Source organism: Streptomyces sp., from assembly GCF_031178505.1.
Taxonomy (GTDB): domain Bacteria; phylum Actinomycetota; class Actinomycetes; order Streptomycetales; family Streptomycetaceae; genus Streptomyces; species Streptomyces gulbargensis.
Genome location: NZ_JAPSIW010000878.1, coordinates 1 through 2629 on the forward strand (window position 1 = coordinate 1; position 2629 = coordinate 2629).

Consider the following 2629-nt stretch of genomic DNA (forward strand, 5'->3'; position numbering starts at 1 on the left):
TCCGCGCCGGCAGGTTTCGCGGCGCCGGGCCCGGTCATACGGACCTTCCCGGAAGTGACGATCACTCGGAAAGGAGCCGTCATGGCGGCCGACGAGAAGACGCGGGCCAAGGGCGAGAAGATCAAGGGCGCGGTCAAGGAGGAGACCGGACGCGCGCTCGGCAACGAACGGCTCACCGCCGAGGGCCGCGCCGAACAGGCCCGCGGGGACGCCCGTGAGGCCAAGGAGAAGACCAAGGACATCTTCAAGCACTGAGCCGCACGACCGGCACCCCCGCGGTCCCGCCCCTCCCGTAAGGGGCGGGACCCGCGTCGTACGGGCCGGCTTCCGGCGGCGGGGAGTGGTAGGGGACGCGGAGCCCCCACGGGAGGACCGCGCCGCGCGGAGGCCGGCGCCGGAGGGTGTCACGGGTGGGCACGGGCGGGAAGCGTCGACGAGCAGGGGAGGGGCTCCGGTGACAACGGCCGACGAGAACAGGGGCGCGCCGAGGCGTGGCTCGGCGGCGACGGCGCGGGACGTGGTGCTGGCGGTCGGGCTGGTCGGCATATGCGGCGGCGGTCTGGCTCTCTTCCTCCGGACCGCCGACCTGGCGGGGACCCGCGGAACCGGCTGGGGACTGCCGCTCGCCATCATCGCGGTGCTCGCCGTGGGAGTGGTCATGGCCCGCTGGAGCGTGGCCCCGGCCCGCCGCCGCCCGCCACGCGCCGGGCCGGCGGCGCCGCCCGCCGACCTCCCCGAGGTCGGCGCCGACGCCCTCGACCACGCCGAGGCGGATCCCGACGGCTTCGAGCACACGGTCGCCGCGCTCTGCGTACGGGACGGTTGCGCCACCGTGGAGGTGGTCGGCGGCGCGGGCGACCTCGGCGCCGACGTCGTGGCCACGACCGCGGACGGGCGGCGCGTGGTCCTGCAGTGCAAGCACTACGCCGAGGACCACCGCGTCGGATCCCAGGACCTGCAGAGGTTCGGCGGCACCTGCTTCACCGTCCACCAGGCCGACGTGGCCGTCCTGGTCACCACCAGCTCCTTCACCGCCCCGGCCCTCGACTACGCCGCCACCTGCGGGATCGTCTGCGTGGACGGCGACGCGCTCGCCGCCTGGACGGAGTCGTCCGTGCCGCCGCCCTGGGAGACGTACGCCCGTACCGGCGCGGACGCGGCCGGCGACCGGGAGGCGGACACGTCATAGCCCCGCTCCCACGAACCCGGCCCGGTGGCCCCGGGCGTCCCGCCCCGGGGGCCGACGCCGCTACTCCTCGGTCGCGGTCCGGCCGGGCGCCGGAGGAAGGCTCCGGGGTCCCGCGCAGCGGGCGCCGGTCTCCTCGACGCGGCGGCGCAGTTCCCGGTCGGCCGTCACGACCAGACACGGCCGACCGCGCGCCGCGCGGGCCAGCTCGGCGATGAGGTCGTCACCGCTGCCGGGCGCCTCCTCGACGCGAACCCCCGGCACCGAGGCGACACCCCGGGCGCGCCCCTCCACCACCAGGACGATCTCGTACGGGCCGGGGTACGGTCCGTCGACGGGCCCGCCGGCCGCGGCGAGGCGGTCGCGCAGCCGCTCGGCGGCCCCGCGCCGGTCGCGCCACCAGCCGTCCGGCACCGATCCCACGACGTTGGCCCCGTCCACGACGAGCAGCGGACGGGGTTCCGGGTCTTCAGCGCTCATGCCCCCAGCATGTCAGCCCCGCCGCCTCCCACCGGCCGGGTCACCGCGTCCCGCGGACCCGGAGCAGATAGGCGGCCGTCACGGCCACGGCGCGGTCCTCGTCCCGGGCGAGCTCCACGAGGGCGTCCGAGGCGGCGGCACCGGGGATGTCCGCCAGCGCCTGCGTGAGCCGTACGCGGGCGGGCGCCGGTGTCGCCTCGTCGGAGAGCCGGGCGAGGAGCCCGCCGGCGATCCGGTCGGCCGTCTCCGTTCCGGCGGCGAGGGTGCTCAGGGTGTCGGCCGCGTCGGTGTCCCGCATCCCCGCCACGATCATGTCGAGGAGCTCCGGCACCGCGGCGGCCGTCCCCCGGGCGCCGAGGGCCAGGGCGGCGTGCCCGCGGACCACGGCGTCGGTGTGCCCGAGGGCGTCGCGCAGGCGGTCGGCCGGTTCCTCCCCGGGCAGGGCGGCCAGCGACAGGACGGCGCGTTCCCGCACGGCGGCCACCGGCGAGTCCAGCCCCTCCGCGAGCAGGGCCGTCCCGCCGTCACCCGCGCGGGCAAGGGCCCAGCGCAGCGCCCCGGCGACATTCGGGTCGCTCTCCGCCAGAACCGCCTCGACCAGGGCCTCCACGGGCACCGGCACCTCGTCGACGGAGGCGAGGGCGGCCCGCTGCCGGGCGCCGGGGCTGTGCGACCGCAGGGCCTGGAGGAACGCGACGGCCTGCAGGACGTCGTCCCAGGCGGCGGGCTCCGCGGCGTCGATCCGGCGCAGCCGCGTGAGCAGCTCGGTCTCCGCCGCGATGCGCTCGCGCGTCTGCCGGATGAGGTCCTCCACCAGCGCGGAGGGCGCGAAGCCGGGGTCGTCCAGGGCACGGCCGATCTCCCGCAGCGACAGCCCCAGCGATCGCAGGCTCTCGATGTGGAAGATGCGCCGGATGTCCTCGTCGGCGTACTCCCGGTAGCCGGTGCCCGTCCGGCCGGAGG

At 77.1% G+C, this 2629-nt stretch carries 4 protein-coding genes; 2 read left to right on the forward strand and 2 right to left on the reverse strand.

Annotated elements, in window-relative coordinates; all coding sequences use genetic code 11:
• Positions 1-81 precede the first annotated feature (81 nt).
• Positions 82-255, forward strand: coding sequence for a CsbD family protein (locus RIF68_RS33825; protein WP_309055296.1), 174 nt, complete (start codon positions 82-84; stop codon positions 253-255).
• 199 nt (positions 256-454) lie between these two features.
• A complete protein-coding gene (locus tag RIF68_RS33830) occupies positions 455-1189 on the forward strand; it encodes a restriction endonuclease (protein WP_309055297.1) in 735 nt (244 codons plus the stop codon).
• 60 nt (positions 1190-1249) lie between these two features.
• On the opposite strand, the gene RIF68_RS33835 is transcribed toward RIF68_RS33830, so the two are convergent.
• Positions 1250-1666 (reverse strand): NTP pyrophosphohydrolase, encoded by a 417-nt coding sequence (locus tag RIF68_RS33835; RefSeq protein ID WP_309055298.1) that lies wholly within the window; start codon positions 1664-1666, stop codon positions 1250-1252.
• Between the two features lie 40 nt (positions 1667-1706).
• Positions 1707-2629 (reverse strand): HEAT repeat domain-containing protein (locus RIF68_RS33840; protein WP_309055299.1); only part of this gene is annotated, 923 nt, incomplete at its 5' end.

Excerpts from the sequence above, each read along its gene's own strand:
- RIF68_RS33825 (WP_309055296.1), top strand. The coding sequence starts at position 82 with ATGGCGGCCGACGAGAAGACGCGGGCCAAGGGCGAGAAGATCAAGGGC.
- RIF68_RS33835 (WP_309055298.1), bottom strand. The coding sequence starts at position 1,666 with ATGAGCGCTGAAGACCCGGAACCCCGTCCGCTGCTCGTCGTGGACGGG.